Here is a 5,395-nt window from a genome sequence, read left to right as displayed (position 1 = left end):
CCGCCCGGGCCGGGGAGGAGCGCGAGGTGGCGCTGGCCGCTCTGGCCGAGGTGGAAAGCCGCCGCACCGGCGCTTCGGCGGAATCGGCGGAACTCGAAACCCTTAGTGCGACGCTTGCGGCGCGGCGCGGCGAGGTTGCGGCAGCCGAGGAGCGCCTCGAAGAGCTTGCTGCCGCGATTGCTGCCACCCCGTCCGCCACTGCGCCGCCGGCGGAAAACACGGCGATCCCGGCGGCGGCATCCGCCGAAGCGCCCGCTCCCGCGACGATGGCGGAACGCGATCCGGGCCGCGCGGTTGCGATGCTGTCGAACGCGCCGGGGCTGGCCGGTGTGACGCCCGAGCGTATCGAGACGCTGGCGGCGCAACTCGACAACGGAACCTGCGCCGCCGACGCGATGAGAAATGCACTGGGCGAGATCAACCGGCAGACGCTGCTTTACCTGGTTCGCATCTACGGGCCCTGTTGAGGGCAGGTGAAAATGAGGGGACTTGCATGAATTTCATTGAAAAACTGGTGTCGATTGCCGCCGTGGCATGCGCGGTGTCGGTGTCTTCCGGCGCCGCCGGGGCGCAGGGGGTGGAGTTCGAGAAGAACATCCTCACCGGCGGGCCGACCGGGACCTATATCCAGATCGGCAGGGATATCGCCGGGCTGGCCGGGAAGTGCGGGATGACGCTCAACGTTCTGGAAAGCGGCGGCGGGATGGAGAATTTCCTCGCTGTCCGCAAGACCCCGCACACGCAGTTCGGCATCGTCCAGAACGATGTGCTGGAATATCTGCGCACCTATGCGGCCGACGACCCCGCCATCGCGCGGGCGATTTTCGGTGTGCGCATCGCCTTTCCGCTCTATAACGAGGAACTGCACATCCTGGCGAAGAAGGAAATCGCCTCGATCGAGGATCTGGCCGGGCGCCGGGTTGCCATCGGCGATCCCGACAGCGGTACGTTTCTCACCTCGTCGCTGGTCCTCGATCTGTCGGGGATCGAGCCGGCGGAGCGGCTGGGCCAGAGCGCCGATGCCTCGCTCGCGCAGCTTCTTGCCGGCGAGATCGACGCATTTTTCTATGTCGCCGGTGTGCCGACGAAGATTTTCATGAACGATGCGATTGACGCGGAACGCTTTCATCTGCTGCCGATCACCAGCCCGACCCTCAGGGCGGCCTATGTCGAAACCAGTATCCCGGCCGGCACCTATTCCTTTCAGCCCGAAGCGGTCGAGGTGATCGCGGTCAAGGCGGTGCTGATGACCTACGAATACAACCGCAACAAGAACGCCTATAACCGGGCGAGTTGCGATGCGGTTTCCGATATCTCGAACCTGATCTTCACCCGCTTCGGCCAGTTGCGCGAGAGCGGGCATCCGAAGTGGAAGAATGTCGATCTGAACGACATTCCGCCCGGCTGGGATGTCTCTGCCTGCGTGAATCGTGGACTCGCCGAGGATTACCAGCCTGAATGCGCCCCTAAGGTGCCGCCGCCAGCGGCCGGAAGCGAGGCGAACCGGGTCTATCGCGCCCGTATCTGCGCAACCTTCGGCTGCTGACGAAACCGCCTGCGCCGGTCGTGGCGCGGTCAGTTGCGGTGCAGGTCCTGCCAGTCCGATGCCGCCGCGCGGCGGCCGGTCGAATCGAGGGCGACAACCCGCCAGCGGGTTGCGCCGTCGGGCAGGACGATCCGGGCGGCCGAGCGGATGTAGGTACCCGCGTCGATCGCCCGCCCCGGCGCCGCCCCGGCGAATTCGACGCGATATTCATGGGGGTCCGGCCCGTTGCCGCTGGTCCAGACCAGTTCCGCGCGGCCGTCCCCGCCGATACTGTCTGACAGCGGTATCGGCGCGGCAACGTCCCCCCTGACGGGGCGCTCCACCGAGGCAAGGGCCGAACCGGCAAGCCGCACGTCCTTTGCCGCCGCATTGTACCAGGCATTCGCCAGTGCCTTGTCCTTCGGTACGCCATCGCCGGATTCGAATATCTGCCCCAGATAATAGGCGGCCCGCGAATGCCCCAGAAGCGCGGCATGGGAGTAGGCGGCCACCGAGGCCTGCGGCGATTGCCCGGCTATCTGCACGGCAAGGCGGAACCGGGCATCCGCACCCGCCGGCAGCGGTCCTGTTCCTTCGCGCACCAGTTCTGTCAGCGGGCGGGGATGATCCTGCCGTGGCCCGGTTCCGCCCACAAGCGAGCGCCAGATAGCACCGATGCCGGTGTTTTCGCCCGGCGCGCCGAAAAACGCCGGAAGGGTGATGGCGGGTTCGAGCATCAGAAAACCGATGGCGAGCGTCGTGCTCAGCGCGGCGCCGGCCAGTGTGGCGGGAAGAGACAGGCGGCGTCTTCTGGCCGGGAAGGGTGCCGACGGTGCGGTACTGGCCGGCGCCGGCCGGGCAGATGCCGGGGTTTCGAGCCTGTCGGTCAGTTCCAGCGGGTGGGGCTCGGCAGTGCCGGCATCGGGCCGGGCCACCCCGGTCGTCGCGGCCTTGATACCGGCGGGGCCGGCCTGGCGGAACACCGCTGAAGCGGGCTGCGCGATCCGCAGCGGTGTCGCCGGCGCGGGTCCTGCGAGGGATTGGCTTGGCCGCAGACCGGCGACGATATCGGTGAATTCGGTCGCCTCGACAACCGTCTGCACAAGGTCGGGCCCGACCCTGGGCAGCGAGCGGTTTGCCGCCACAAGCAGGCACAGGTCGCAGATCCGGTTGACCTCGCGCGGGAACCCGGCGCTTGCGGTATGAATAACCCTCGCAACGCCCGGTCCGAGCAGGTCGGGCGACCCGCCGACCTGCGCCAGCCGGTGGTGGATATAGGCCTCGGTCTCGGCCGCTGTCATCGGGGGCATCTCAAGGATCGGGCCGTCGGCCCTGTGCGTACATCGAATCAGCTTGTCGGCGAGTGTGGACTGCCCGGCCAGAACGAGGCTCAGCCCGGGTGTTCTGGCAGCCAGCCCGACAAGCCGGTCTAGCAGGGACACGTCGAGCTTCTGCGCTTCGTCGACGATCAGAACGGTCCGCTTCTGCTGCGTGTCGTGCTCGGCGACACAGGCCAGAAACGCGGCCCGATAGGCGTTCTTGTCCCGTGGTTCGGCCGTGACCTCGAAGGTGGCGCACAGGGTTTCGTAGACCCCATGCGTAAAAAGCTCGGAATTCCAGACCAGGCCAACGTTGAACCGCGGGCCGATTTCGGCCGCCACCCGCTGCAGAAGGGTGGATTTTCCGATCCCCAGTGCGCCGATCAGCACGATCGTACGGTGCCCGCCATCCAGCGCGCCGAGAATCTCGGTCAGCATTTTTCTGAATCCGCCGCCCGGATAGGCGCTCCGCGGCGCGGGGGCCGACCGGAACGGCAGGGCGTCGAACCCGTAGGTGGACTGATAGGAAAGCATGCGCGAGCGGGTGCCTGTTCGATGTGCCGGTCAATATAGGCCGCGCATGGCTGAGGGTCCACAATCGCCGCGCCGGCAGCGACCTTTGCCGGCGCCATTCCGCCCTGCGGGTGAACCGGGGAGACGGCGCAATGCCGCCGGGAATTTCGGATGGGCGGTCATGCCATCAAGGCCGGCGGTGGCCTCGACGCTGCCAACGATGAAGTAGATAACCGGCTGCGGCGCGTGGCCGTGATCACCGGGAGGGCACAGCCCAGGCGGGGGTCTCGGCCCCGCGTTGCAGTTTTTTGAGGCGTGTCAGTCGGCTCCGCGGGCTTGGCTTTGAGCGAGACGGCAACTGTCACCGCTATCCCGGATTCCTGACAGGGCGGGTGATGCGGTCGGGCAGGGCTCCGGTTCAGCGTGCGGACCCCGGGATTTCCGCCCATTCGTCAAACGGAAGATTGGAAGATTGCAGGTGATCAGGATGGTTTCCCAAAATCGGTCATTGCCTCCGCTTGACAACACCTCGCCATTGCGTGAATTGGTGTACCCGTGGGGCCGTAGCTCAGTTGGGAGAGCGCATCGTTCGCACTGATGAGGTCGTCGGTTCGATCCCGATCGGCTCCACCACCCCGCACTTAGCTGCGGAAAACCCCTAACATATTGAAGTGTAAGGTCGTTTTTGCGGTTCGAGGCCCTGTTTTTCGGCAGTATGAAACAGGTTCGGAGGACGCCATCCTGATCACCGTTCGACGCAGCCCAAGATGTCCTAATTCCCATGTTTTCTATGGGCTTGAGAGAAATCTCATTGCGAGTTCGAACATCTCCTCGAAGGAGGCTGCTGCTGAACAGTGATTCCTTCGGACGCAAGCCTTTAAGCACATCCTCAAACGGCTCCTCGATAACCGCGCGGCGGACAAACTTGCGCTTGCTTGGGCATCCTTTCTGAATGCACAAATAGTACGGATGTTTCTTGCCCGTCCGGCTCTTCAACCAGCGGCAGTGAGCGGATTGCCGCAATCCCCACAGGTGACAAAACCACGTAGCGGAAAATCGGCGCTGATGTCCTTCCGGGCGGGGGGCAATGCTGCGACTGAGCTATGCCCGAAAGTTGGTGACGGCGTGATCAGGCGGCGGTTGGAAGTTGCTTGATGCCGTCTTCGAAGACAATCCCGTGAATGATCTCTGGCAAACGGTTCGCGCCGTCGAGCTTCCGCCGTTTCGATTGCACCGACATCATGAGCCGGAATGCCATCGCGAGGCCGGTTTTCCGGCTCAGGCAGCCCCTGGTCTTTCCGGTCCGCTGCAAACGGCAAACTGTCCAGTGGACAGTTTGAGGCAAGAACGGGCGGAGCCCGTAGAAGGTCAGCAGCGCATCGCGATCCTTAACCAGCTTGGGCACCGCCTTGTCCCATTTCACGCCGTAGGTTTCGACGAAGAAGTTGAAAGCGACGCTGGCTTCGGCCTTTGTCCCGGCCTGCCAGATGTCGTGCAGATGGGCCCTGGCCTTTGCCTGCAAGGATTTCGGGAGCGCATTCAGGACGTTCATGGTCTTGTGGACCCAGCAGCGCTCTCCCGCGTCGTGGCGAAGACCTCGCGCAGGGCGGCCCAGAACCCCAGAGCGCCGTCACCGATGGCCAGCTTCGGGTCCTGCCTCAGGCCCCGGCGCTTGAGATCGAGCAGCACCTCACGCCAGCTTTGGGTGCTTTCGCGGAAACCATCGGTCATGGCCAGGAGTTCCTTGCGGCCATATTCGTCGGCTCCGACGATGACCAGAGTGCATTGTTTCTCCTCGGCCATCCGGGGTTTGAAATAGACCCCGTCGGCCCAGATATAAAGAAACCGCCGGGCGCCAAGGTCGCGCTTCTGCCAGGCCGCGTAATCGTCCCACCAGTCCGCCTTCAACCGCGAGATTGTCGCGGCGGACAGGCCCCGCGCCAGCGGGCCGAGCAACGCCGCCAGAGCCTCCTGGAAATCGCCGGTCGACACGCCCTTGAGATAAAGCCAGGGCAGCAGTTCCTCCACCGATTTCGTC

The 5,395-nt window shown here is 64.7% G+C and carries 2 protein-coding genes, 1 tRNA gene and 3 pseudogenes; 3 read left to right on the top strand and 3 right to left on the bottom strand.

The window, feature by feature from the left end; genetic code table 11:
• Together ACK5IR_RS08675 and ACK5IR_RS08670 are read left to right on the top strand one after the other, a co-directional pair.
• Nucleotides 1-467 (top strand): annotated as a pseudogene (locus ACK5IR_RS08675) (hypothetical protein); the annotation flags it as partial.
• Between the two features lie 26 nt (nucleotides 468-493).
• Nucleotides 494-1,546: a TAXI family TRAP transporter solute-binding subunit gene (locus tag ACK5IR_RS08670; protein ID WP_416927928.1), complete on the top strand. Its 1,053-nt coding sequence runs from the start codon at nucleotides 494-496 to the stop codon at nucleotides 1,544-1,546.
• A 29-nt stretch (nucleotides 1,547-1,575) separates the two neighbouring features.
• On the opposite strand, the gene ACK5IR_RS08665 is transcribed toward ACK5IR_RS08670, so the two are convergent.
• Nucleotides 1,576-3,282 (bottom strand): AAA family ATPase, encoded by a 1,707-nt coding sequence (locus ACK5IR_RS08665; protein ID WP_416927926.1) that lies wholly within the window; start codon nucleotides 3,280-3,282, stop codon nucleotides 1,576-1,578.
• 632 nt (nucleotides 3,283-3,914) lie between these two features.
• On the opposite strand from ACK5IR_RS08665, the gene ACK5IR_RS08660 reads away from it, so the two are divergent.
• Nucleotides 3,915-3,990, top strand: a tRNA-Ala gene (locus ACK5IR_RS08660).
• 496 nt (nucleotides 3,991-4,486) lie between these two features.
• Here ACK5IR_RS08660 and ACK5IR_RS08655 read toward each other — a convergent pair.
• Nucleotides 4,487-4,663 (bottom strand): annotated as a pseudogene (locus ACK5IR_RS08655) (IS256 family transposase); the annotation flags it as partial.
• A gap of 50 nt (nucleotides 4,664-4,713) precedes the next feature.
• Nucleotides 4,714-5,395, bottom strand: a pseudogene (locus tag ACK5IR_RS08650) (IS256 family transposase); the annotation flags it as partial.

The organism is Tropicimonas sp. (genome assembly GCF_047971885.1).
In the GTDB taxonomy this organism is placed as follows: Bacteria; Pseudomonadota; Alphaproteobacteria; order Rhodobacterales; family Rhodobacteraceae; genus Tropicimonas.
The sequence above is the reverse complement of the archived record's forward strand: the minus strand, read 5'-3'. Positions and strand labels throughout refer to the sequence as shown.

Excerpts from the sequence above, each read along its gene's own strand:
- ACK5IR_RS08670 (WP_416927928.1), top strand. The coding sequence starts at position 494 with ATGAATTTCATTGAAAAACTGGTGTCGATTGCCGCCGTGGCATGCGCG.
- ACK5IR_RS08665 (WP_416927926.1), bottom strand. The coding sequence starts at position 3,282 with ATGCTGACCGAGATTCTCGGCGCGCTGGATGGCGGGCACCGTACGATC.